At 43.3% G+C, this 22,345-nt stretch carries 26 protein-coding genes; 21 read left to right on the plus strand and 5 right to left on the minus strand.

Features of this window, described 5'->3' with window-relative positions; genetic code table 11:
* The first annotated feature begins 8 nt into the window (after positions 1 to 8).
* Positions 9 to 1,430 (plus strand): dihydrolipoyl dehydrogenase family protein, encoded by a 1,422-nt coding sequence (locus ACK1LH_RS07780; RefSeq protein ID WP_411334909.1) that lies wholly within the window; start codon positions 9 to 11, stop codon positions 1,428 to 1,430.
* Between the two features lie 11 nt (positions 1,431 to 1,441).
* Here the strand turns inward: ACK1LH_RS07780 and ACK1LH_RS07785 are convergent, their stop codons facing one another.
* Positions 1,442 to 2,518 carry an NAD(P)/FAD-dependent oxidoreductase gene (locus tag ACK1LH_RS07785; RefSeq protein ID WP_411334910.1) on the minus strand — a complete coding sequence of 359 codons (1,077 nt, stop codon included), beginning with the start codon at positions 2,516 to 2,518 and terminating at the stop codon, positions 1,442 to 1,444.
* A 267-nt stretch (positions 2,519 to 2,785) separates the two neighbouring features.
* A complete protein-coding gene (locus ACK1LH_RS07790; protein WP_029281659.1) occupies positions 2,786 to 3,241 on the minus strand; it encodes a membrane protein in 456 nt (151 codons plus the stop codon).
* Between the two features lie 187 nt (positions 3,242 to 3,428).
* Here ACK1LH_RS07790 and ACK1LH_RS07795 point away from each other — a divergent pair, with 187 nt between their 5' ends.
* The 6 genes from ACK1LH_RS07795 (at position 3,429) to ACK1LH_RS07820 (ending at position 5,709) form a co-directional block, all read left to right on the plus strand.
* A complete protein-coding gene (locus ACK1LH_RS07795) occupies positions 3,429 to 3,647 on the plus strand; it encodes a DUF1659 domain-containing protein (RefSeq protein ID WP_029281657.1) in 219 nt (72 codons plus the stop codon).
* Between the two features lie 36 nt (positions 3,648 to 3,683).
* Entirely contained in the window at positions 3,684 to 3,899 is a 216-nt protein-coding gene (locus ACK1LH_RS07800; protein ID WP_029281655.1) for a DUF2922 domain-containing protein, read from the plus strand.
* A gap of 133 nt (positions 3,900 to 4,032) precedes the next feature.
* Positions 4,033 to 4,173, plus strand: coding sequence for a YvrJ family protein (locus ACK1LH_RS07805; RefSeq protein ID WP_029281653.1), 141 nt, complete (start codon positions 4,033 to 4,035; stop codon positions 4,171 to 4,173).
* Between the two features lie 38 nt (positions 4,174 to 4,211).
* Positions 4,212 to 5,075, plus strand: a complete 864-nt coding sequence (locus tag ACK1LH_RS07810; RefSeq protein WP_029565471.1) for a cation diffusion facilitator family transporter — start codon at positions 4,212 to 4,214, stop codon at positions 5,073 to 5,075.
* Positions 5,076 to 5,203: 128 nt separating this feature from the next.
* Complete coding sequence (locus ACK1LH_RS07815; protein ID WP_051827056.1) at positions 5,204 to 5,455, plus strand: hypothetical protein; 252 nt, start codon at positions 5,204 to 5,206, stop codon at positions 5,453 to 5,455.
* 167 nt (positions 5,456 to 5,622) lie between these two features.
* Positions 5,623 to 5,709 carry a putative holin-like toxin gene (locus ACK1LH_RS07820; RefSeq protein ID WP_369733073.1) on the plus strand — a complete coding sequence of 29 codons (87 nt, stop codon included), beginning with the start codon at positions 5,623 to 5,625 and terminating at the stop codon, positions 5,707 to 5,709.
* 245 nt (positions 5,710 to 5,954) lie between these two features.
* Here ACK1LH_RS07820 and ACK1LH_RS07825 read toward each other — a convergent pair whose 3' ends face one another.
* Complete coding sequence (locus ACK1LH_RS07825; RefSeq protein ID WP_267881635.1) at positions 5,955 to 6,086, minus strand: hypothetical protein; 132 nt, start codon at positions 6,084 to 6,086, stop codon at positions 5,955 to 5,957.
* Between the two features lie 232 nt (positions 6,087 to 6,318).
* On the opposite strand from ACK1LH_RS07825, the gene ACK1LH_RS07830 reads away from it, so the two are divergent.
* On the plus strand, positions 6,319 to 8,715 hold the full coding sequence (locus ACK1LH_RS07830) for a putative bifunctional diguanylate cyclase/phosphodiesterase (RefSeq protein WP_411334911.1): 2,397 nt from the start codon (positions 6,319 to 6,321) through the stop codon (positions 8,713 to 8,715).
* Between the two features lie 30 nt (positions 8,716 to 8,745).
* On the opposite strand, the gene ACK1LH_RS07835 is transcribed toward ACK1LH_RS07830, so the two are convergent.
* Positions 8,746 to 9,543 (minus strand): Cof-type HAD-IIB family hydrolase, encoded by a 798-nt coding sequence (locus ACK1LH_RS07835; RefSeq protein WP_029281645.1) that lies wholly within the window; start codon positions 9,541 to 9,543, stop codon positions 8,746 to 8,748.
* 111 nt (positions 9,544 to 9,654) lie between these two features.
* A complete protein-coding gene (locus tag ACK1LH_RS07840; RefSeq protein ID WP_029281644.1) occupies positions 9,655 to 10,080 on the minus strand; it encodes a hypothetical protein in 426 nt (141 codons plus the stop codon).
* Positions 10,081 to 10,217: 137 nt separating this feature from the next.
* Here ACK1LH_RS07840 and ACK1LH_RS07845 point away from each other — a divergent pair, with 137 nt between their 5' ends.
* From ACK1LH_RS07845 to ACK1LH_RS07905, 13 genes are all read left to right on the plus strand, one after another.
* Entirely contained in the window at positions 10,218 to 10,601 is a 384-nt protein-coding gene (locus ACK1LH_RS07845) for a DUF6843 domain-containing protein (protein ID WP_411334912.1), read from the plus strand.
* An 83-nt stretch (positions 10,602 to 10,684) separates the two neighbouring features.
* Complete coding sequence (glcT, locus tag ACK1LH_RS07850; protein ID WP_029281640.1) at positions 10,685 to 11,527, plus strand: glucose PTS transporter transcription antiterminator GlcT; 843 nt, start codon at positions 10,685 to 10,687, stop codon at positions 11,525 to 11,527.
* Positions 11,528 to 11,750: 223 nt separating this feature from the next.
* The gene (gene ptsG, locus ACK1LH_RS07855) at positions 11,751 to 13,850 is read left to right on the plus strand and encodes a glucose-specific PTS transporter subunit IIBC (RefSeq protein WP_411334914.1); all 2,100 of its coding nucleotides are present in this window, start codon (positions 11,751 to 11,753) and stop codon (positions 13,848 to 13,850) included.
* Between the two features lie 99 nt (positions 13,851 to 13,949).
* Positions 13,950 to 14,216 (plus strand): phosphocarrier protein HPr, encoded by a 267-nt coding sequence (locus ACK1LH_RS07860; RefSeq protein WP_029281636.1) that lies wholly within the window; start codon positions 13,950 to 13,952, stop codon positions 14,214 to 14,216.
* Complete coding sequence (gene ptsP / locus ACK1LH_RS07865; RefSeq protein WP_029281634.1) at positions 14,216 to 15,931, plus strand: phosphoenolpyruvate--protein phosphotransferase; 1,716 nt, start codon at positions 14,216 to 14,218, stop codon at positions 15,929 to 15,931. The genes ACK1LH_RS07860 and ptsP overlap by 1 nt, the downstream gene beginning before the upstream one ends.
* 117 nt (positions 15,932 to 16,048) lie before the next feature.
* Entirely contained in the window at positions 16,049 to 17,587 is a 1,539-nt protein-coding gene (locus ACK1LH_RS07870; protein ID WP_029565473.1) for an ATP-binding protein, read from the plus strand.
* A 37-nt stretch (positions 17,588 to 17,624) separates the two neighbouring features.
* Positions 17,625 to 17,867, plus strand: a complete 243-nt coding sequence (locus tag ACK1LH_RS07875; RefSeq protein ID WP_029281630.1) for a transcriptional regulator SplA domain-containing protein — start codon at positions 17,625 to 17,627, stop codon at positions 17,865 to 17,867.
* Between the two features lie 142 nt (positions 17,868 to 18,009).
* Positions 18,010 to 19,038: a spore photoproduct lyase gene (gene splB, locus ACK1LH_RS07880; RefSeq protein ID WP_029281628.1), complete on the plus strand. Its 1,029-nt coding sequence runs from the start codon at positions 18,010 to 18,012 to the stop codon at positions 19,036 to 19,038.
* 108 nt (positions 19,039 to 19,146) lie between these two features.
* On the plus strand, positions 19,147 to 19,932 hold the full coding sequence (locus ACK1LH_RS07885) for an SDR family oxidoreductase (protein ID WP_203290061.1): 786 nt from the start codon (positions 19,147 to 19,149) through the stop codon (positions 19,930 to 19,932).
* Between the two features lie 59 nt (positions 19,933 to 19,991).
* The gene (locus ACK1LH_RS07890; protein WP_411334915.1) at positions 19,992 to 20,465 is read left to right on the plus strand and encodes a hypothetical protein; all 474 of its coding nucleotides are present in this window, start codon (positions 19,992 to 19,994) and stop codon (positions 20,463 to 20,465) included.
* Positions 20,462 to 20,962 (plus strand): hypothetical protein, encoded by a 501-nt coding sequence (locus tag ACK1LH_RS07895; protein ID WP_411334916.1) that lies wholly within the window; start codon positions 20,462 to 20,464, stop codon positions 20,960 to 20,962. The genes ACK1LH_RS07890 and ACK1LH_RS07895 overlap by 4 nt, the downstream gene beginning before the upstream one ends.
* A gap of 33 nt (positions 20,963 to 20,995) precedes the next feature.
* Entirely contained in the window at positions 20,996 to 21,871 is an 876-nt protein-coding gene (locus tag ACK1LH_RS07900; protein WP_029281620.1) for an NAD(P)-dependent oxidoreductase, read from the plus strand.
* Positions 21,847 to 22,308 (plus strand): GNAT family N-acetyltransferase, encoded by a 462-nt coding sequence (locus ACK1LH_RS07905; RefSeq protein ID WP_411334917.1) that lies wholly within the window; start codon positions 21,847 to 21,849, stop codon positions 22,306 to 22,308. Before ACK1LH_RS07900 ends, ACK1LH_RS07905 begins: the two co-directional genes overlap by 25 nt.
* Positions 22,309 to 22,345: the final 37 nt, after the last annotated feature.

Here is a 22,345-nt window from a genome sequence, read left to right on the forward strand (position 1 = left end):
GATCAGACATGGAATATGACGTAATTGTAATTGGCGGAGGATCAGGGGGGCTGACGGCTGCTGCAGGCGCTGCAAGCTTTGGGGCGAAGACGGCTTTAATAGAAAAAGAGAAAGCTTTAGGGGGAGACTGCCTTCACGCTGGCTGTGTTCCTTCTAAAGCTTTTATCGCTGCAGCAAACAAAGTGTACAGCGCTAAAAAAGCAGCAGCCGCGTTCGGACTTACCTCAGGAGGCAAAGCCGATATGAAAAAAGTGATGGAGTCCGTTCAAAGGGCGATAGCTGTTATTCAGGAGCATGATGATGATGAGCGTTTTGAGAGTCTTGGAATCGATGTGATTCACGGCGAGGCCGTTTTTGTTTCAAGTCATGAGGTCAGTGTGGGAGATAACATCCTCAAAGGGAAAAAAATCATTCTTGCAACAGGCTCAAGACCGGCGATTCCGGATATTGACGGCATCCGCGATTCCGGCTATTTGACAAACCGGAATGTATTTAATCTGGAGGTTCTGCCTGAAAGTCTTGCCGTTATAGGCGGAGGACCGATCGGAGTGGAGCTTGCACAGGCTTTCTCCAGGCTTGGGACCCAAGTAACACTTATTGAAAGGTCCTCATTGCCGCTCTCAAAAGAAGATGATGAGATCAGGGAGACCGCAGCCCGCCTGCTAAGTAAGGAATTCACCATTTTAACAGAAGCAGCCATTGAATCAGTGTCTTCTTTTGAAGACAGGAAAGAGCTTGTGATACGGCAGAATGATGTTCTTAAAACGCTTGAAGTGAGCCATATTCTCGTAGCAGCCGGAAGAAAACCGAACAGTGACGGGCTGAAGCTTGAGACTATAGGGGTCGAATGCGACGAGAAAGGAGCCGTGAAAGTCAAAAGTTCCATGCAGACGAGCGTTCCGCATATTTTCGCCATCGGAGATGTTAACGGAAACCAGCTTTTTACTCATGCTGCCGGCCTGGAAGGAAAAGGCGTCGTTCAAAAAGCAGTCCTTGGATTGCCGCATACCGTCAAGTATGACAGCATGCCTTGGGTTACATATACGCACCCGGAGATCTTTCATCTTGGCATGACAGAGGATGAAGCGCGGAAAAATCACAGGGATATTGGCGTATACAAGGCTCTCCTCAATGAAGTGGACAGATTTATAGCCGAAGATGAGACAGAAGGATTTGTGAAAATCATAACGGATAAACACGGCGCTATCTTAGGTGCCCACGCAATAGGAGAGGGAGCGGGAGACTGGATGCAGCCTGTCGTATATGCCAGTCAGCTCGGGAAAAAAATCGGCGATCTTTCCCAGATGGTTTATCCTTATCCCAACAGGGCAGCAGCTGTTCAAAAAACGGCGGACCTGTACTGGAGAGAAAAACTTTTTTCAGGCATTGTGCCTAAACTGACAGAAAAATGGATCAAAGTAAAACGCTGAAGAAAAATTCTTCAGCGTTTCATCTTTTGCATATATCTTCTGTCAATCCAGTGCTTTATTTTCCAGGGGAAACTGCCGTATAAAGAGTATGTCCCGTATAGCAGAACCCCCTTTTTATTTCCTGCAGAAAGAATACTCAAATAGCGTTTTTTAGGTTTGAACGGCTTTAGCTTCTGCCCGATCTGAAATCTCTTGATATTTTTAAACAAGACTGGAGCCTGCCGGACGGCATATACGCCGTTCTTTGCAAGACCGGGGTATTCCTCAAACGATACACAGTCTCCTGCACCAAAAATATAAGGAAACTGAACAGATTGAAGAGTCTTTGAGACAAGCATAAAACCGTTCTCATCGCATGCAATCCCGCTTTCCTTCAGCATGGGATGCGGAGCCGGTCCTGTAAGGATAAGCGCTGAGTCGAAAGGAATCCTGCTGGTTTCTGTGTGTATTGATTGTAATTTGGCGGATACAGCTGACTGATGGAGAAAGAGCGGGATGTTGTTTTCTTCAAGCAGGCGTGTCAATCCTTTAGAGATATTTTCAGCTGCAGAAGGTGCTATGCCGCTGTTTGAAAGAATCGTAACATTTGAAAGGAACCCGTTTTTCCTTCTGTATGCTGATACGGATAATGCAAGCTCCAACCCTGCGATTCCTGCTCCTATAATAACGGGTGAGTCTGCTTCTCTGAATTTTCTCATCTTTTCAGGAAAGGTATAGGCCGGCTTTATGGAACGGACTGCCGGATGACCTGGAAAAGGGGAATGACTTTCTGACCCGAGGTTCAGGCTGAGCAGGTCAAAAGCCAATTTTCCCCCTGTTTGCAGAAGAACCTCCTTTTTCAATGGATCAATTCTGACTGCTTCTGCTTTTAAAAACTCCGCACCTGCTCTTCTGCAGAGCGCCTCAATACTGAAAGTCAGATCTGCTTCCTCATAAAGCCCCTCTGAAAATCCGGAAAACATGCCGGAGTAAAACTGATATTCAGAAGGAGAAACACATGTGATGCGGCAATTCCATTTTTCTGATTTAGCTCTCTGAAGGAAGGAAGCGTGAACATGCCCTCCTCCAAGCAGCACCAAATGCTTCATTTGAACACCCCTTGACCGCAATGAAAAGCACACGCGTATACAGCGGCGTGTGCAATAAGTAGTTGTAATAGTAGACTGTACTTTTGTGAAAGTCTGATTGTTTCAGCCATGCCGGTACCACCTACACGACGTAAGCCCTGCCTCTCAAACGTCCTTGCGGTTCCAAGCCCGCGCCAGCTGGAGTAAGTGAATTCATGATTGGCTGAAATCTTGCCTCTAGCCATTATTTACCCGATATTCAGGTTGTGAAACACACCATAGAGAGTTTTATTTTATCTTGAGAAGCAGGTATCTGACGAAAAATCCAGCGGAGAGTCCGGGGATCAAAGAGAGCATAGGAAGCCATATCGGCCCTGGCAAAACTCCAAACAGCCGCACTTTGGGGGACAGCATTAACCCGACTGTTACAAAATAAGCACAGGATGCAAATGGCAGAAAGGACAGCTCAGGCTGATGTCCATCTGCATGTTTGTAAGCATCATACATAGCATACATGTAGATGCATGGATAAAACATGAGCCATCCAAAGTCCACCGTCTGAAAAGCAGTATCTATTTCCCCTAAAAAGCTCAGCATAATTCCTCTGTTAAAATGGCTGTACGTATTTATAATCACTTCCAGAGCAATAAAAAGGATCCCCTTCACAAGCTGTCTGTTCAGCAGCTGCCCAAACCCCGGAAATGCTATGCTCCATAACAAAACTTCAAGCTTAGTTGTTTTCACATTCTAACCTGCCTATCCCTGTCTGTCTTATGTATAGAAGAATATGATCTAATGTTATTTTCTGTAAAAAAACAGAGAACATACAGTAAATTTGAACATGAAAAGTAAAAGATGAAAAAAATGATGCCTGACAATGCTACTCCATTCATGATATCCATGTATAACATTCATGAAAGGAGGTGATGAAATGGCAGAAACAGTCATTCTTGATTCACAGCTCCGCCTTGTGTTTGATATGGGTCTAAATGAAAAGGGCGAGCCGGCAGTTAAGTACAAAAATTACAACAACATTAAGACAACAGCAACGCCTGAACAGCTGCTGCAGGCAGCAGCAGCCATTGCGGAACTGCAGACGGAAACGCTTTTGCATGTTGAACGCAATGATTCTCATCAAGTCATGGCGTAATGAAAAAACAGCTGGAGGGAAGGAGGTGGGAGGACTATGGCAAAAACACTTGAACTTCATTTTTTAAATGAAGAGGGAAAAATCGTGAAACTGATGATCGATTCTCCGAAAGAACCTGTTGTGCCCGGTGACGTGTCACTTGCAATGGATGAAATTCTTGCATCCAACGCATTTTTTTCAGCGGGGGGAAACTTCATCAGCAAAAAAGGAGGCCGCATCGTTGAGCGCAATGTAGCAGACCTGACGATATAAAGATAGAGGGCCGGATCCCATGCACGGAGGATCCGGCCCTTTCCTGTATTCAAATCATGCCGGCTGTTAACAGTTGAAAAAACGTGTTTTCAGTCTTTGTGCAATAAATGATGGAAAAGGAGGAAAACCTAATATGGAAGAATGGATTCAAGTAGTGAGTGAAGTCGGATTTCCAATCGTGGTGACGCTCTATTTGCTGCATAGAATTGAAAGTAAACTGGACACTCTGAACAGTACAATCCAGATGCTTCCAAATCAGCTGAACAGCAAGTAAGACTGTGCCGGCCCTCACCGGCGTTAGGAAGTGAACAAGTGGATGTTTATGATGACCTGAAAAAGGGGGAGCGCGGAGCTTGGCTGAGCATCGCATCCTATTTAATTCTGGCAGCGGCAAAACTCTCGATCGGCTATCTTTATTCCTCTCAGGCTCTGCTTGCAGACGGCCTGAACAACGGCACGGACGTTATTGCCTCCGCTGCCGTTCTGGTCGGGCTGAAAATCTCCCAGAAGCCGCCGGATAAGGACCACCCGTATGGACATTTCAAAGCAGAGGCCATAGCTGCGCTTGTCGCATCTTTTATTATCATGTCAGTGGGGCTTCAAGTATTGTTTGAAGGCTTTAAATCTATTATTGAGCCGAAAACAGAATCCCCAAGCCTAATTACCGCATGGGCGGCCATTATCAGTGCGGCCATCATGTACGGTGTTTACAGATATAACCGGGCTCTGGCTGCAAAAATCAACTCCAAAGCTCTCGTTGCCGCCGCCCATGACAACAGATCGGATGCGCTTGTAAGTCTGGGGGCGTTTGCCGGCATTGCAGCCTCTCAGTTTGGGATTGCGTGGTTTGATACTCTTACAGCCATTACCATTGGGTTTATCATCTGTAAAACAGCATGGGATATCTTTAAAGATACGGCCCATTCTCTGACAGACGGTTTTGATGACCAGAAGCTTCTCAGCTTTAAATCCACCGTTGAATCAACACCGGGAGTCGACCGAATAAAGGATATTAAAGCAAGGTACCTCGGAAGCAGTGTTCTTGTTGATGTCGTAATTGAGGTCCATGCCGGATTGAATGTGACTGAAAGCCATGAAATTACAGATCTCGTTGAAAGAAGGATGGAAATGGAACACAAGATTTCTCATGTCCATGTTCATATTGAACCATCCTGAAGAAGCGGCCGGATTCGGCCGCTTTTTTTTGGCATCTGCCGCAGATTTATTTCTCGACACAATCATACAAAGGGAATTCTGCTCGTGAAGCGAATGTAATATAGTATGAAACGTAAGGAGGATGAATCATGAGGGAGAAAGAGAAAGCAGCCAAAATCAAAGAACTGAGTGATGAGATTCTGCGAAAAGTGCTACATGATGGATACGCACCTGATGCTTATTCACTTAAGAACGTGGCCGAACTGCTGTCAAGATCCATTTATGATCTGTCGGAAATGTACGTGAATGATCAGTGCAACCATGAAGAAACACTTAAAGGAACACTTGCTAAGATGCAAATCGCCTTAAACACAATGGACCGCACCAAAGTTAAGACTTAACCGGGGGCACATATGCGCTCTCTTTTTTTTGGCTCTTTTGGAAACTTATTAGTACAATAGCATCAAAATACAAACGTATGTTCCTGTTTTGTTCGAAAAATGTTATAATGGACTTGCAGGTCAATCTTTTATGGATCAGTTTCAACCCCTGGGGAAAGGGGGGATGAATGGTGACAATATTTGAGAGCTTAGTTGTGATGGTTTCATTTGCTACGCTGATTGTAGCCGTGCTTGGCTTCGGACAAAAAAAATAGACCTCGGTATGTTCCTTTGAGGCCCGTGCAAGTGCAATCTAAAAGATGCTGCTGATCCGTATAAGTGCAGTTTGACTGCTTTGGCTGTAGATGTGGCACCATCTGCAGCTTCACGTAAACATTATATCATAAAAAAAGTGAAAATCCCTGCCCGCATGCTGATTTTTAAAAAATTCAGCGCTTGCCGGAACAATGGAAAAAGGACGGTTAAATTAACCGTCCTTATCAGCTTACACTATGTAAACTTATTTTTGTTTTTTGTTAGCTTTTTGCTGATTCATTTCTTGTGCAAATTCTGTATCAGCTTGCTGATTTTGCTGGTTTTGCTGCTGTTGCTGCATATTTTGCTGCTGCTTGTTGTTTTGCTCTTGCTTCATTTTTTTCCCCTCCTTTCAAGTAGTGAAATTCACTTTCGTTCGATAGTTTGCATCAATTTGCAGCATTTTAAACCTCTTTTTATCATTTTTTTGGAAACGATCCCGGATTCCATTCTTTTAACTTGAGAAATAGTGTGGGATACAGAGGGCAAAATTTATAAAAAAACGAACAGAACCTCTTAACTATCTCTCCTTTCGTTCGATATAAGGGATGAGGGGGGAGTTCAGATCGATGTTTGTGAATGCAGATTTGCTGCTGGTTTTACTTGTCATGCTCTTATCCATAGTAAGTTATCATCTTGCTCCTATATTTGCCGCCATCCGCAAATACAATACGAAACCTTCCTTTAGAACGAATCATTGGCTGATGAGCCTGCTGCTGGGGTTCATGTTCTGGATGACGCACGTAACGGCTGTTTTCTCTGCCGGTCTTCCTGTTTCAGAAAAATGGTTCTCTTTATATTTGGTGCTCAGCTTTTGTTTATGCAGCATGATTGCCATCTTTTCAATCAGATCGGGAGACACAGAAAATCTCAACACCTCAGCGTATTTTAAAACGGGATTTGGTATGTCTGCCGGCATTGTTATGGTTGATTTTATCGGCTACATGGTCATATTCAGCGATCATTTGGAAATTAAGCCGCTGCTGATTCTTTTTGCTTTGCTCCTGTCAGTTGCCTTCAGTTTTTCGGGTGTAAGACTTTTGCTGATCGCTCTTCAAGACAGGGAAATGAATCGGAGCAGGTCCATCAGGTATCGTACAGCAGGCAGCATCATCGGAGGAATTGCACTTTCGGGAATTCCATATGTCATCATGACATCTGTCCTGGATTTTGAATTTGCAGAAGGCGGAAAATACGTGTATCTGCTTCCGTTCCTATTCGTTTTCTTTTTAAATTTTATCCTCACTTTGATTCCGGATTTATACAGCCAAACAATGATGTATGAACAGACTGAGAGAATTCATGAAAAAGAAGAGAGATTCAGGTCCCTGTTTCACCAAAGCCCTGATGCTGTTATTTCGACAGATTTAGAGGGAACCATTACATCTGTCAACAAAATAGCGGGTGTGATGACCCAGCTGAATGAATCAGAGCTGATTGGCCTGCGTTTTTTAAAGCTGATTCACAAAGAGGATCATCAAAAAGTGCTGCATTATTTTTCAGAGATCGTAAAGGGCACTCTCATCGATAATGATCTCTCTTTAAAGTTGAAGCAAAAGAACGGTGATAACCTCGATATTCTCATCACAGCCGTAAGGCAGGTAGTAAACAATGAAGTTGTAGGTGTATACGGAGTCATAAAGGATATTACGGAAAGCAAAAAAGCTCAAACCCGGATTAACTATCTCGCATATCACGATGAGCTGACCGGTTTGCCCAACAGAAGATTTTTTGTGCAAAAATTGTCTGAAGTCATCGCAAAAGAAAAGACATTTGCTGTATTAAGTCTTGATTTTGACAGGTTTAAAAGGCTCAATGATCTTTATGGCTATGCTTTTGGCGATCAGGTTTTCATTAAAATCGCGGAGCGTCTGTCTGCGGTGCTTCCCGAAAGGTCGTTTGCAGCAAGGCTTGGGGGAGATGAGTTCAGTGTCATTCTGCTGGATGTCTCACTTGAGGAAGCGAATGAACATGCACTTGACATGGTTCATCACTTCAGGCTGCCGATGAAGGTCAGAGGAAATGACTGTCTTGTAACAGCGAGCATCGGGGCTTCCCACTATCCGACTCACAGCACGGATGAGGAATTGCTGCTGAAGTATGCGGACATTGCCATGTATGATGTAAAGGTAAACGGCTCTAACAGCTGGAGCATCTATACACCGGAAATGAACGATAAGATGATCGAAAAAATCAAAATTGAAAATGAACTGAGAAAGGCTATTCAATACAAGGAGCTTACAGTTTACTTCCAGCCGAAATTTAAAGAGAATCTGTCTACAATCATCGGGGCTGAAGCGCTGGTCAGGTGGAATCATAAGGAACTTGGATTTATTCCTCCTTCAACGTTTATTCCGATTGCTGAAGAAACAGGCCTGATCTTTGACCTTGAGAGATTTGTCATTGGAGAAGTTGGAAAACACGTACAGCAGTGGGAAAGAAAAAAACTATCCTTTGGAAGAATTTCAATTAATATTTCACACCTGCATCTTTATCAGGATGATTTAGTGCAGACAATCGACGATGTTCTCTCTATTTACAATATAAGGGCTTCAAGTCTTGAGCTTGAGATAACTGAAACAGCCATGATGGACAATGAGCTCGAGGCAAACATGAAACTTTCCCTGCTTAGAGACAGAGGAATTGAAATCAGCATGGATGACTTTGGAACAGGCTACAGCTCCTTAAGCTATCTTCAAAAACTGAATATCGACAGGCTGAAAATCGATCAGTCTTTTATTAAGGAAATGGAGCACCAAAATGGAAACGAAGCTATTGTCTCGATGATCATCTCTATGGCACGCCACCTTAACTTGAAGGTTATTGCTGAAGGTGTGGAGACTTTGACGCAGAAAGAACTGCTCTCAAACCTCGGCTGTCTTGAATTTCAGGGATACCTTGGCGGCAGGCCTATCCCGGCTGATGAATTTTTTGCTGAGTACCTTGCCAGCGGAAAAGCAAGCTAAAAAAAGGCGAGCATCTCGCCTTTTTTGCAGTTATCCATTATTGTCATTGATCTCCATCACTTTTAAAATTGCATCCCCGACAGAAGCTGCAGTATAGGCGGCTTCTTTCTTTACCTCCGGCAGCGCATTTTCCATAGCGAAGCTGAATGGTGTTAAGCGGAACATCGGTATATCGTTAAAAGAATCGCCGATGCAGGCAATTTCAGAAGGCGCAATATCAAGGTGCTGAATCAGCATCTGAAGCGCATTTCCTTTGCTGATATGTTTGGGCATGATGTCCAGGCACTGACTGTCGGATATGTACGTTTCGATTGTATCAGGATACCTTTCGCGGAGTTTTTTCTGAAGGGGCAGCAAGGACTCATACTCACCAAGTATGGAAATCTTTGAAGCTTTAATATCCCTGCCTATCCCTTCAGCCAATTGTTCATTTTCTGTTATAGGAGCAAACATACGGGATTCGATGCTTGTCACGGCTTCATTCCGCCGTTCTGTATAATTTGTGCTGTAATCTGCGACAATTGTAAGAAAATCTTCTGCGCGAACAACGTCAAAAACTTCCTGTGCAATCACACTCTCAAAAGTAAGAGCATGCAGCGATTCATCGCTGTCAGTGTTGATAAAGGCTCCGTTCTGACTAATCCGGTGGTATTTTTCACCGATTTTCGTTAAGATCTCCCCAATCTCCACATCCATTCTTCCAGAAGCAAGGCATATGTCTACACCTGATTTTTTCAGATGCTTTAAGGCTTCGATGTCTTTATCCGATACTTCTTTCTGATGATCCAGCAGTGTCCCGTCGAGGTCACTTACAAATAATTTAATCATGCCGGAGTTCCTCCCTTTCGGTATATTGCTTAAAAACATAACACTTGGTTTATTTTAAAGAGACATTGCTGCGGCTGCAATTAAATGGTCTTTTGTAAGCTGTCTTCTCTTTCAGGGCTGCTCTACTCCAAGGGTTTTGATCAGGTTCTCAGGGCTGTAGTTTATTTCAAAGAACAGCGGCTTATTTTCATCTGTAAACAAGATCAGGCGGGGATCATCTTCTTTGCTGTATACGATCATTCCTTCTGATACAATGCCATTGAACCACTTATTTTCCACTTTAAAAGGCATAACAGGCTGAATGAGAACCAAGTATCCTTTTTTGGGAAGCGGGTTTATTTTGACAGTAATGCCTTTCATTGATTGAATAGCCTTCTTTAACTCATTTGAATAGTAGTCAGTAGAAGGAGCGGTCTTTACAACATCGCCAGTCTCTACATCAATTACTTTCACTTCCTTTTCTTCTGCATGTCCTTTGACTGCAGGCAGGGCTATAAGGAAGAAAATAGATAAAAAGCATATGATTTGTTTTTTCATGATGAACACCTCCTTTGTACTTTCCCCAATATCGCAGATTATTTTCTGGCAGTAATTTCATGAAGGCGGACATGAGGATAGTTTTACATGAATGGCCAATCCTAACGAATAGTCATGATATTTAAGGAGTGATGAGAATGAAAAACATACTTATCTTCGTTTTGGCTTTATCCCTTTTAGCAGGATGTAAACAGGCAGATCAGGGCCAGCGTACATTTTTGATTCCTGAAGGTTTTACTGGCTGGGTGACCGTTCACAATGAGCCTGCAGAAGGTGAAGGCAAGAGAGAATATAAAGTGACCGAAGAGGGGCATGCAGAAGTGAAGGAAAAAGATATTCATGATGGATGGGCCTCCAATAAGTATTATTACGTGGATAAAGAGGGAAAACGCAAAGAGCTTTCAGAAGGAAAGATGATCCACGGCGCATCAGGCGGAGATGAGAATAAAGGAGAAGCCTTTTTTTTCGTTGGAAACAAAGAGGATTTTGAAAAAACAGAGTATACGCCGGAAGATAAATAACGGCAAGGTTCTTCGCAGTTGACTGCATATGACATTATTAGTACGATATGAAGCATTGAGAGATAAAAGGAGCTGAGGATTTCGTGGAGGAGTCCTTTACAATAAAAAAGGTACTGAATAATAATGTGCTGATTGCCGAGCACGATTCGTTTGAGGAAGTCGTGCTGATCGGCAAAGGGATTGGATTTGGCCGTAAACGCGGGGACAGGCTTGAAGAAACATCCTATGAAAAAATGTTTGTTCTTAAAAATCAGAAGGAACAAGAGCAGTTTAAAATGCTTCTGCCTTTTGTAGATGAAGATATGATTGAGGTTGTGAGCGATGTGATTCATTATATTGCAGAACAGGTAAAGCTCCCCCTTAATGAACATATTCATATCGCGCTTATTGACCATATAACCTTTGCCATTAAGCGTCTGCAAAAAGGGATGGATATTAAAAATCCGTTTTTGACCGAAACCAAAACCCTTTATCCAAATGAGTACATGATAGCAGAGGAAGTTGTTCATATGATCAATGACCGGCTTAAAGTGGACTTGCCGGTCGGGGAAATCGGGTTTATTGCTCTGCACATTCATAGTGCCATTACGAACAAACCAATCTCGGATGTGAATCAATTTTCACAGCTGATCGGACAGCTGATCGGCGTCATTGAGGATTCCATGAAGCTGAAAGTCAATCAGGACAGCGTGAATTACATGAGGCTTGTCAGGCATTTGCGGTATACGATTGAAAGAGTTTTATCCGGTGAAAGTGTTGAGGAGCCAGAAAAATTTGCTTTACTGTTGAAAAAAGAATATCCGCTGTGCTACAATACATCTTGGAAAATGATCAAAGTAATGCAGCAATTCCTGAAAAAACCGGTATATGAAGCTGAGGCTGTGTATCTTACCCTCCATTTATACCGTTTAACAAACAAAACTTAATCTGAAAAAGTACCTTACGTGTTACTGATACGATCAGGCATGAGTGAACAAGTACGTGTTGAAACCGCCAATCAGGGGAAGTATACCCTTTGAGTGCGGATGTCCTTGTTGCACCATGCCTTTTTTGCGTTCTTTTTGGGATTGAAATGTAAACGCTTGTAATTTGCTTTCATGTTTTTTTTGGTTGCTGCTTACACAAACTATTCCTCAAGGAGGTTAAAACATGTTTAAAAATTTATTTGGAGTTCTCCAAAAAATTGGTAAAGCACTTATGCTGCCGGTTGCCATCCTTCCTGCTGCAGGGATCCTGCTGGCATTTGGAAATGCGATGCAAAATCCGGAATTAACATCAAAAGTGCCATTTTTGACAAATGACATCATCCAGCTGATTGCTAAAGTAATGGAGTCTTCAGGGGACATTGTCTTTGCAAACCTTCCGCTGCTTTTTGCAGTAGGTGTTGCTATCGGACTTGCCAATGGTGATGGTGTTGCTGGTCTTGCAGCCATTATCGGATACTTAATCATGAACGCTACAATGAGTGCAGTACTTATTCAGACAGGGAAAATTCCGAGCGACGCTGTAGAGCTTGCGCAATTCTTCCAGCAGCTGCATCCTGAATATGCAAGGGTGCTTGGAATGCCTACCCTTCAGACCGGGGTCTTCGGCGGTATTATCGTTGGTGTCCTTGGTGCATACATGTACAACAAATTCTTTAACATTGAACTGCCTCAATACTTAGGTTTCTTTGCAGGTAAACGTTTTGTTCCGATTATGACCGCTGTATCAGCAGTTGTTCTTGGATTGGTTATGCTGTTTGTGTGGCCGCCGGTACAAGGAGGACTTAATGCCTTTTCAACTGGACTTCTTGAGTCGAACAAAACATTGGCAGCATTCGTATTCGGTTTAATCGAACGTTCTCTTATTCCTTTTGGTCTTCATCATATTTTCTATTCTCCGTTCTGGTATGAGTTTGGAAATTATACAACTCAGGCCGGAGAAATCGTGCGCGGAGATCAGCGTATCTTCATGGCACAGATCAAAGATGGCGCTGAACTGACAGCAGGTACATTTATGACAGGTAAATTCCCGTTCATGATGTTTGGTCTTCCTGCTGCGGCACTTGCGATCTATCATGAAGCAAAAGCTGAAAACAAAAAATTTGTTGCAGGCATCATGGGTTCAGCCGCATTAACGTCATTCCTGACGGGTATCACTGAACCGCTTGAATTTTCATTCTTATTCGTTGCACCTATCTTGTTTGCCATTCACGCAGTCTTTGCAGGTCTGTCCTTTATGACAATGCATATTCTGAACGTGAAAATCGGAATGACATTCTCGGGCGGGGTTATTGACTACTTCCTGTTCGGAATTCTTCCAAACCGTACTGACTGGTGGCTTGTAATTCCAGTGGGTCTTGTATTCTCGCTGATCTATTACTTCGGATTCCGTTTTGCTATCCGCAAATTCAATCTGAAAACACCTGGCCGCGAGGACAAACAGGAAGATGAAGATGCAAGCACAACAACGGAAGTTGCAGGCGATCTTCCTTACAACATTCTTGAATCACTTGGCGGAAGCTCAAACATCAAGCATCTTGATGCGTGCATTACACGCCTACGCGTGACAGTAAATGACGTGAAAGCAGTAGACAAAAACCGTCTGAAACGTCTTGGCGCTGCAGGAGTCCTAGAAGTTGGAAACAACATCCAGGCAATCTACGGTCCTAAATCAGACAGCCTGAAATCACAGATTCAGGATGTAATGGCAGGCAAAACGCCTAGACCGGCAAAACCTGTTTCAGCAGAAAAAGAAGTAGAAGAACAGGTAGAGGACATCGTACCTGGCCCGCTTAAAAATGATGTAGATCAGTTCTCATTTGTTTCACCGATGACAGGTGAGATTCACCCGATCACAGAAGTTCCTGATCAAGTATTCTCAGGCAAAATGATGGGTGACGGAATTGCGATTACTCCTTCAAACGGAACAATTGTTTCTCCTGTTGACGGAAAAATCCTGAATGTTTTCCCTACAAAACATGCAATCGGCCTTGAATCTGAAAGCGGGAATGAAATTCTGATCCATGTCGGCATTGACACTGTAAACCTGAAAGGTGAAGGCTTTGAAGCTTTCGTAAAAGAAGGGGATACAGTTAAAAAAGGCCAGAAACTTCTTGAAGTGAACCTTGATTTCGTGAAACAAAACGCACCGTCCATCATGACGCCGATCGTCTTCACGAACTTAAACGAAGGCGAATTGATTGTGATTAAATCATCCGGCAGCGTTGAAGCTGGTCAGGAGCACATCATTTCGATTGAAAAATAAATGAACTTAAGCCGCATCACTTGTCAATCATGTGATGCGGCTGTTATGATAAGGTATTGTGTACTAGCTTTATTTAACTATAAAGGAGATTGATTAATTATGGCAGAAAAAACATTCAAAGTAACAGCAGAATCAGGTATCCACGCACGTCCGGCAACTGTGCTTGTTCAAACAGCAAGCAAGTTTGATGCTGATGTGAACTTAGCATATAACGGAAAAACAGTTAACCTAAAATCAATCATGGGCGTTATGTCTCTTGGCATCGCTAAAGATTCAGAAATCACAATTTCTGCAGCTGGTTCAGATGAAAACGATGCAATCGCAGCTCTTGAAGAAACAATGAAAAAAGAAGGTTTAGGCGAATAATGACTGAACTTAAAGGGATTGGAGCTTCAGCTGGGATCGCGATTGCAAAAGCTTACCGACTAGAAGAACCAGATCTTACAGTAACAAAGCGCGAGGTTGCAGATAAAGCTTCTGAAACCGCACGCTTTGAAGAAGCTATCCAACAATCCAAATCAGAGCTTGAACAGATCAAAGAGCATGCATTCAGAGAACTTGGTGCAGATAAAGCTGAAATTTTTGAAGCGCATATCCTGGTGCTCAGCGATCCTGAACTGCTTAATCCTGTAAAAGACAAAATCAGCAGCGAATCAGTCAACGCTGAATTTGCAATGAAAGAAACGGCTGATATGTTTGTCAGCATGTTTGAATCGATGGACAATGAATACATGAAAGAGCGTGCAGCGGATATCCGCGACGTGACAAAACGTGTAATCGGCCATCTTCTTGGAGTTGAAATTCCAAACCCAAGCATGATTTCTGAAGAAGTGATTATCATTGCCGAAGATCTGACACCATCAGATACTGCACAGCTTAACCGTCAGTATGTTCTTGGCTTTACGACAGATATCGGCGGCAGAACATCACACTCGGCGATCATGGCACGTTCCATGGAAATTCCGGCAGTAGTCGGTACAAAAAAAGCCACTTCTGACATTAAAAACGGCGACATTGTCATCGTGGATGGTATTGACGGGGATGTCGTCATCAATCCTTCTGAAGAAGTGATTGCAGGCTTTGAAAAGAAAAAAGCTCAATACGAAGTGCAAAAAGCTGAGTGGGCGAAGCTTGTTAATGAAGAAACTATTACAAAAGACGGACAGCATGTTGAGCTTGCAGCCAACATCGGAACTCCTGACGATGTTCGCGGAGTTCTTGAAAACGGCGGAGAAGCTGTCGGCCTTTACCGTACGGAATTCCTTTACATGGGCCGCGACCAGCTTCCGACAGAGGATGAGCAGTTTGAAGCATACAAAGCTGTGCTCCAGCGCATGGAAGGCAAGCCTGTTGTTGTCCGCACTCTGGACATTGGCGGAGATAAAGAGCTTCCATACTTAAATCTTCCTAAAGAAATGAATCCTTTCCTTGGTTTCCGGGCAATTCGTCTTTGTCTTGAGGAACAGGAAATCTTCCGCACTCAATTGCGTGCATTGCTTCGTGCGAGCACATTCGGAAACTTGAAAATCATGTTCCCGATGATTGCGGTTGTGGACGAGTTCAGAGAAGCTAAAGCTATTCTTCTTGAAGAAAAAGCGAAGCTTGTAAGCGAAGGCGTTCAGGTGTCAGACACAATCGAAATTGGCATGATGGTTGAAATTCCTTCAACTGCCGTGCTTGCAGATCAGTTTGCGAAAGATGTTGATTTCTTCAGCATCGGGACAAACGACCTGATCCAATACACAATGGCTGCCGACCGTATGAACGAGCGCGTTTCATACTTGTACCAGCCTTATAACCCTGCTATTCTTCGTCTTGTGACGCTTGTTATTGAAGCTGCTCACAAAGAAGGCAAATGGGTTGGCATGTGCGGAGAAATGGCAGGAGATCCTTTAGCGATTCCAGTTCTTCTTGGTCTTGGACTTGATGAGTTCTCAATGAGTGCTACTTCAATCCTTCCGGCACGTTCTTTGATTAAGAACCTTTCAAAAGAAGAAGCTGCAAGCTTTAAAGAAGAAATCCTTTCCATGAGCACAACAGAAGAAGTAGTTGAATTTGTTAAAGCGAAATTCAACGTGTGAGTTTAAAAGACCTGCTGCGGCAGGTCTTTTTTATTTGTCTTTTTCCTTCAGCTTTCCCACTAAATGAGCAAGTTGTGGTAAAATAGTCACGAATGCAGAAGAAATGGGGAAGCTTTCGTGAACCGGATAGAAAATCAAAATTTGAGAAAAAAACTCCTGCTGCAGTCCATGTGGGTCATCTTTATTTTGGACGCGCTTTTTATTTTAGTCATTGAAAGAAGCTATAAATATTTTCCGATTGTTTTGATCTTTGCCGGCATCCTCCTGTGCTACACCTTCCTTCTCAGGACTATAAAGAAGGACTCTTTTTTTGTCTGGAGTTCGCTTGGGCTTATCTATTGCTATTTATTTGCCTTAAACTACACAGATCCATATATAGTGAATTTTATTTTCTTGCTTTTTCCAGTCATTTTCAGCGCGGTGTTTCAAAATCTGAAGGTTGTCTTTATAACAGGTGCAGTCACCATCTGCAGCCAGTTTTATTTTTTTCTGAACAGTTTTGAAATCATCTCGGCTTCGTTTGAAAAAATAGATGTCATGTATTATGTGTTTTTTGCCATCATCATTGTTGTTATTCTGTCGTACTACATCAAATACATAAATTACCTCTGGGAAAAAGTGCAGCGGCAAAATGACAAGGTCTCAAGAAACCTGAAAACGACAGAGGCGAAATTCGACCTTATTTTTTCACAGAGTCATGACGCCATAGCCATTATTGATCCAGAGCGGACGGTAAAAGATATAAATCCTGCGTTTACAGCCCTTTACGGCTGGAGCAATCAGGAAATTGCGGGCTGTCTTTATCCATTTCGTTCAGCAGAAAAGTCAGGCGTCAGCTCCAGGAAAGACAGAACGAAATCCGGTAAAAGTATAGAAGTTGAAGTGACGACAACACCACTTTATAATCCCTACGGGGAATTGATTGCCTATTGCGAAATGATACGCGATGTGACAGAAAGAAGAGAAGAAGAGCTTGCCCTTTTTCAGCATGAAAAACTGAAGGTAGCGGGTCAAATGGCTGCGGGCGTTGCTCATGAGATCCGGAATCCGCTGACGGTGATTCAGGGTTTTCTGCAAATGATGGATGAAAAGAAAGACATTATCGACCCGCACTATACGAAGATTATGCTTCAGGAACTAAAAAGGATGAACAGCATCGTAAGTGAATTTCTAATCCTTTCGAAACCTCAGGCTGTCTACAAGAAAGAAATGAATTTGAAAGAACTCATCCAGTCCATCATCCGGTTTTTTGAAACGGAGAGTGCCCTTAAAAACATCGGCATTCAGTTCAAGTGCGGGGCTGATCAGCTCCCGGTAATGGGGGATGAAAACCAGGTGAAACAGGTTCTGATCAACCTCTTGAAAAATGCGTTTGATGCAATGTCAGGCGGCGGAAATATACAGGTTGAAGCACGTGCTGAAAAGGACTGTATCCGGGTCATAATCACCGATGAGGGAGAAGGAATACCCCAGCATCTGCTCACTCAGATCCGAAAGCCTTTCTTTACAACAAAGGAAAAAGGGACCGGGCTTGGTCTTGTCATTACTGAAAAGATTATTCGCCAGCATGGCGGAACCCTTTCCATATCGAGCCAAAAAGGCACAGGTACGACGGTTACGGCCACTTTCCCTGCATCAGTTTCTGAAAATGGGTAAAAACTAACTGCATCAACCGATTGAAAGGTGATGTAAAATGGAGAAAAATGATGTCAGAGCAGGCGATAAGGTGTATGTGATCTACCGAAACCCACATGCAGCCAACGTAGCAAATATTCAGCAGGCCGAAGTTGTGGATCATCCGACAGAGCCCGGACAAAAAGCTTTGTTTATCCACGATTCATACCACTTATTAGACGAAGAAGACGCGATTTTCCCATCATATTCAGATGCGGAAGAGATGTATAATAAGCTCTTTGATTACGAGCAATATGAGTAAAACTCCGTTTATGCGGAGTTTTTTTTGTGTCTGAGAAGCCCCGGAAGCCCTTTGCAGTTTAAGGAAATATTTAAAAAGGATATGAACACCCTGAAAGACAAACCTTAGTAACATACCGTTTTAATCAGAAGGAAGTGACAGCATAGTGAAACCATTCGTGCCGCAGCTCGTCTATATCGAACCAAGGGCGCTTGAATACCCTCTTGGTGTGGAGCTGAAAGAAAAATTCGAAAAGATGGGTCTTGAAATAAGGGAAACAACTTCACATAATCAGGTGCGCAATATTCCCGGCAAGAACGATCTTCAGAAATACCGGAATGCGAAATCAACATTAGTCGTCGGAGTCCGAAAAACATTGGACTTTGATTCATCAAAGCCATCTGCCGAGTATGCTATACCTCTTGCTACAGGATGCATGGGTCATTGTCATTATTGTTACTTGCAGACGACGATGGGATCTAAGCCTTATATCAGAACGTACGTGAATACAGATGAAATCTTTCAGCGTGCTCAGGAATACATGGAAGAGCGGGCCCCGCAAATGACCCGTTTTGAAGCCTCCTGTACATCTGATATCGTCGGCATTGATCATTTGACACATTCGTTAAAAAGGGCGATTGAGTTTTTTGGAAAGACAGACATGGGCCGCCTGCGTTTTGTGACAAAATTTCACCATGTCGATCACTTACTGGATGCCGATCACAAAGGGAAGACAAGATTTCGCTTCAGTATTAATGCAGATTATGTCATCCGGAATTTTGAACCTGGAACATCGCCGCTTGATAAACGCATTGAAGCTGCGGTTAAAGTTGCAAAGGCAGGATATCCGCTCGGATTTATAGTTGCGCCAATCTATATACATGAAGGATGGCAGGAAGGCTATAAAGAGCTCTTTACAAAACTTGATGAACTGCTGCCGCCGGAAGCAAGAGACGATATTACCTTTGAGATGATTCAGCACAGGTTCACAAAGCCTGCCAAGCGTGTCATTCAGAAGAACTATCCGAAGTCGAAGCTGGAAATGAATGAAGATGACCGCCGCTATAAGTGGGGAAGATATGGAATCGGAAAGTATATTTATCAGAAAGATGAAGAAGCCGATTTAAGAGATACGCTTGAGAGCTATATCGATGACTTTTTCCCGAATGCAAAAATTGAATATTTCACTTGAAAAAACAGGGGCTTTCTCTGTTTTTTCTGGTTTTAAATCTCAAATAAGACATTCCTGTCCATATCCTGATACTATAAAAGAGAAGATAATCAGGAAGAGGTGCTGAAGATGGATTTAGGTTTTAAGGGGAAAACTGCACTTGTTGCAGCATCCAGCCAGGGACTCGGAAGAGCTGTTGCCGAGGCGCTTGCAATAGAGGGCGCTAACGTCATGATTACCAGCAGAGACCCTGAAAAATTGCACAGGGTCAAAGAAGAGATTTCCAAAAAAGCTTCCGGCAGAATTGAATACAAAGCCTGCGATCTTTCAAATGGAGAGGAAATTGTGCAGCTTGTCGAGGAGACTGCAAAACGCTTCGGAACAATAGATCTTCTTGTTAACAATGCAGGAGGCCCTCCTACAGGCACATTTGAAATGATGACAGATGAAGACTGGCAAAAGTCTTTCGATTTGAACGTCATGAGCCACGTCAGACTGATCAGAGCTGTTCTCCCCTATATGAGAGGAAAAGGCGGTAAGATTGTTAATATCGCTTCGTCTTCTGTTAAAGAACCAATCCCCGGCCTTGTGCTGTCCAATACGTTCCGCTTAGGGATTGTCGGACTGACAAAGACGCTCGCAGCCGAGCTTGCACCATATCAGATTCTGATCAATACTGCAGCACCAGGCCGGATTGCGACTGACCGTACAGCCTCCCTCGATCAGGCTGCAGCAGAGAGACTTGGAATAAGTGCTGAAGAAGCAGAAGAGCTAAACAAAAAGAAAATTCCTGCAGGCAGGTACGGCACGCCAGGTGAATTTGCAGCCTATGTTCTCTTTTTGCTGTCAGAAGCCAATACGTATATGACCGGACAGACCCAGCTTATTGACGGCGGTCTGGTTAAGTCCGTATAGAACGGCCGTTTGTGAAGTAAACTAAGCCTTAGATAAACTAGGTAAGGTGGCTTCCATGAATGGCGATCGTTCTCGCTGCAATAATCATCTGGCTTATGATTCACATTTATGTGTATTTGCCTAAAAAATGCAACCCGATTGAGTCTGCTTTTATTTTTATGGCGACTTCAATTATGAATAATATGTTCTGCTCAATAATTACTGAAAACTTGAGATGGGCGGTACCGTATGAAACGCCCGAAGGATTTACCGTCTTAATTTTACAAAGAGTCTTAATTATACCTCTGCTGTTTTTGCTTATTCTTCACCTGTTTTTAACGGTCAGGAGCATTCTTGGCAAGCTGCTTCTATTAATGGCATCATTTGGCATCGTAGTCGGCATGGAGGAGCTCTGCATGTACTTCCATGTGATGAAGTATGTGGATAACAGATGGGCGGTGCCGCTTATCCATACTCCGCTGCTGTTTTTGACGGGACTGATTGCCTTAACGTTATTCAGGCCAGTTTTGAAAAGGGGAGTGACGATGAGATGAACGGGATGCAAAATGAGCTTTATATTCTTGCTACCATTGCTGTTGCTCTCCTGATCATGGCAAAGCTGCCTAAAAAATTTCCGGCAGGCGTGTCAGTCCTGATTTTTACGTTCAGTGCACTTATCGGCCTGACTGCTGATCACATTTTAGCCATTCCGCCATATGACGTTTATGATGTCAATGATTCCCCGAACTTCGAAGTGTGGGATTTTATTTATTACAGCATGTATGGATTTTTCGGATACTTTTTTCTTTATATTTATCAGCACTTCCGTATAAGAGGAATTCTGACAATCCCATACATCATTCTTTGGTCGATGTTTTCGGTGTTTTATGAATGGGTGGCCGTTCAAGTCGGAATCTTTGATTTTGGCAAAGGGTACAAAATGCAATATTCTTTTCCGATTTACCTGTACATCCAGACGTTCTTTATCATCTTTTTTCATTTTGTCATGAAAGAATATGATAAGCTGAAAGAAAAGTCTTCCATTATATAAAAAGAGGAAGCTGAATAAGAGAGGGAGAGATTCATGACACACATAGGATTTATCGGAACAGGAGTGATGGGCAGAAGCATGGCCATGCATTTGCTGAAAGCAGGCTATCCTGTTTCCATTTATACGAGAACAAAAGAAAAAGCCGAGGATTTGCTTAAAGAAGGAGCTGTCTGGAGAGAAACAGCAGAAGAACTGGCCGGGCACTCTGATGTGATCATGACAATGGTGGGATATCCATCAGATGTAGAGGAGCTTTATTTGGGGGATCATGGCATTTTAAATGCTGCCAAAAGCGGCACTTACGTGATTGATATGACCACTTCTAAGCCGAGCCTTGCCATACACATTTATGAACTGGCGAAGCAAAAGGGAATTTACTCCATTGACGCACCTGTTTCCGGCGGCGATGTCGGTGCCCGAGAGGCCAGACTGTCCATTATGGCCGGCGGAGATAAGGAAGCATTTGAAGCATGTTTGCCGATCTTTTCTATTATTGGGAAAAATATTGTCTACCAGGGTCCTGCAGGAAGCGGACAGCATACTAAAATGTGCAATCAAATTGCCATTGCAGCCGGTATGATTGGTGTCAGCGAAGCGATTGCGTATGCGCATTCAGCAGGTCTTGATCCTGAAAATGTGCTGAAAAGCATTTCGGCAGGCGCTGCGGGAAGCTGGTCATTAAGCAATCTTGCACCAAGAATGCTGAAGGATGATTTTGAACCAGGATTTTATGTGAAACATTTTCTGAAAGATATGAGCATTGCCATCGAAGAGGCTGAACAAATGAACATGGAGGTGCCTGGCCTCGCTCTTGCCCATAAGCTTTATACGGAGCTATCAGAAAAAGGGGAAGCCGAGAGCGGTACACAGGCTTTGTACAAGTTATGGAAATCACCATCAGAAAATTGATTGGCGGGGAAGCTGCCCCAATGCACCTGCTGCTTGAAGCAGATCCCGAGGAAAAAGCCATTCAAAAGTACCTTCACAAAAGCATCGTTTTTTTGGCAGAACATCAAGAACAGACGGCTGGTGTACTGGTACTTAATGAAAATTCCTCCACATCATTAGAAGTAATGAATCTTGCAGTTGATGAAGCATTCCGGGGAAAAGGAATCGCAAAGAAACTGCTTGCACGTGCCAGAATGGAAGGGGAAACCGGCGGTTATGATTTTCTTGAGATTGGTACAGGCAATTCGAGCCTTGACCAGCTGGCCCTTTATCAAAAGTGCGGCTTCAGATTAGACAGGATCATCAGTAATTACTTCCTGGATCATTATGATAAGCCGATTTATGAAAATGGCATACCGTGTCTTGATATGGTCCGCCTGAAAATGTCTCTCACATAAAAAAGACAGCCGGATATCCCGGCTGTCTCACATTATC

It is taken from the genome of Metabacillus indicus (assembly GCF_046603695.1).
GTDB classification, from domain to species: domain Bacteria; phylum Bacillota; class Bacilli; order Bacillales; family Bacillaceae; genus Bacillus_P; species Bacillus_P indicus.

Excerpts from the sequence above, each read along its gene's own strand:
- ACK1LH_RS07795 (WP_029281657.1), top strand. The coding sequence starts at position 3,429 with ATGGCAGAAACAGTCATTCTTGATTCACAGCTCCGCCTTGTGTTTGAT.
- ptsP (WP_029281634.1), top strand. The coding sequence starts at position 14,216 with ATGACTGAACTTAAAGGGATTGGAGCTTCAGCTGGGATCGCGATTGCA.
- ACK1LH_RS07840 (WP_029281644.1), bottom strand. The coding sequence starts at position 10,080 with ATGAAAAAACAAATCATATGCTTTTTATCTATTTTCTTCCTTATAGCC.
- ACK1LH_RS07875 (WP_029281630.1), top strand. The coding sequence starts at position 17,625 with ATGGAGAAAAATGATGTCAGAGCAGGCGATAAGGTGTATGTGATCTAC.
- ACK1LH_RS07815 (WP_051827056.1), top strand. The coding sequence starts at position 5,204 with ATGAGGGAGAAAGAGAAAGCAGCCAAAATCAAAGAACTGAGTGATGAG.
- ACK1LH_RS07780 (WP_411334909.1), top strand. The coding sequence starts at position 9 with ATGGAATATGACGTAATTGTAATTGGCGGAGGATCAGGGGGGCTGACG.
- ptsG (WP_411334914.1), top strand. The coding sequence starts at position 11,751 with ATGTTTAAAAATTTATTTGGAGTTCTCCAAAAAATTGGTAAAGCACTT.
- ACK1LH_RS07885 (WP_203290061.1), top strand. The coding sequence starts at position 19,147 with ATGGATTTAGGTTTTAAGGGGAAAACTGCACTTGTTGCAGCATCCAGC.
- ACK1LH_RS07895 (WP_411334916.1), top strand. The coding sequence starts at position 20,462 with ATGAACGGGATGCAAAATGAGCTTTATATTCTTGCTACCATTGCTGTT.
- ACK1LH_RS07800 (WP_029281655.1), top strand. The coding sequence starts at position 3,684 with ATGGCAAAAACACTTGAACTTCATTTTTTAAATGAAGAGGGAAAAATC.
- ACK1LH_RS07860 (WP_029281636.1), top strand. The coding sequence starts at position 13,950 with ATGGCAGAAAAAACATTCAAAGTAACAGCAGAATCAGGTATCCACGCA.
- ACK1LH_RS07835 (WP_029281645.1), bottom strand. The coding sequence starts at position 9,543 with ATGATTAAATTATTTGTAAGTGACCTCGACGGGACACTGCTGGATCAT.
- ACK1LH_RS07825 (WP_267881635.1), bottom strand. The coding sequence starts at position 6,086 with ATGAAGCAAGAGCAAAACAACAAGCAGCAGCAAAATATGCAGCAACAG.
- ACK1LH_RS07905 (WP_411334917.1), top strand. The coding sequence starts at position 21,847 with ATGGAAATCACCATCAGAAAATTGATTGGCGGGGAAGCTGCCCCAATG.
- ACK1LH_RS07900 (WP_029281620.1), top strand. The coding sequence starts at position 20,996 with ATGACACACATAGGATTTATCGGAACAGGAGTGATGGGCAGAAGCATG.
- ACK1LH_RS07890 (WP_411334915.1), top strand. The coding sequence starts at position 19,992 with ATGGCGATCGTTCTCGCTGCAATAATCATCTGGCTTATGATTCACATT.
- ACK1LH_RS07845 (WP_411334912.1), top strand. The coding sequence starts at position 10,218 with ATGAAAAACATACTTATCTTCGTTTTGGCTTTATCCCTTTTAGCAGGA.
- ACK1LH_RS07805 (WP_029281653.1), top strand. The coding sequence starts at position 4,033 with ATGGAAGAATGGATTCAAGTAGTGAGTGAAGTCGGATTTCCAATCGTG.
- ACK1LH_RS07830 (WP_411334911.1), top strand. The coding sequence starts at position 6,319 with ATGTTTGTGAATGCAGATTTGCTGCTGGTTTTACTTGTCATGCTCTTA.
- ACK1LH_RS07785 (WP_411334910.1), bottom strand. The coding sequence starts at position 2,518 with ATGAAGCATTTGGTGCTGCTTGGAGGAGGGCATGTTCACGCTTCCTTC.
- ACK1LH_RS07820 (WP_369733073.1), top strand. The coding sequence starts at position 5,623 with ATGGTGACAATATTTGAGAGCTTAGTTGTGATGGTTTCATTTGCTACG.